The organism is Micromonospora sp. BS32 (assembly GCF_059089345.1).
Genome location: NZ_JBSSHR010000131.1, coordinates 1 through 426 on the forward strand (window position 1 = coordinate 1; position 426 = coordinate 426).

The 426-nt window shown below is 70.2% G+C and carries 1 protein-coding gene; it reads left to right on the forward strand.

Going from position 1 to position 426, the window contains the following annotated elements; translation table 11 throughout:
- On the forward strand, positions 1 to 321 hold a 321-nt coding region (locus AC5RWQ_RS30585; RefSeq protein ID WP_494286062.1), incomplete at its 5' end, for a hypothetical protein.
- Between the last annotated feature and the right edge of the window lie 105 nt (positions 322 to 426).

Sequence of the window (426 nt, forward strand, 5' to 3'; positions counted from 1 at the left end):
CTCAAGCAGGGCACGGATCAGGACAAGGAGGAGGGCACCAAGGTCGAGACCTCGGGCAGCCCGCAGTCCGTCAAGCCGGCCGGCATGAAGAGCGACGCGGTCATGAAGTGCCAGAGCATCAAGGAGACCGGCCAGGAGTCCGGCCAGACCTTCACGCTCAACACGACGGTCTGCGTGTGGGCGGACTACAGCACGGTGGCCTACGTCATCCCGCTCGACGAGTCCCAGCTCATCTCCGGCGGCGGCAGCGCCCCCTCCGTCGCCGACGCGGGCGACCTGACCTCCACGGTCCGCAACGACGTGGAGGTGGAGGCGAGCTAGCCTCCCCCACGGCCCGACAGGGGCGCCCGGTCCGCGACGGACCCGGCGCCCCTCATGCCCTCCGGAAGGATGGGCGCACTCGTCAACGGAGGGGGACCCCGCATG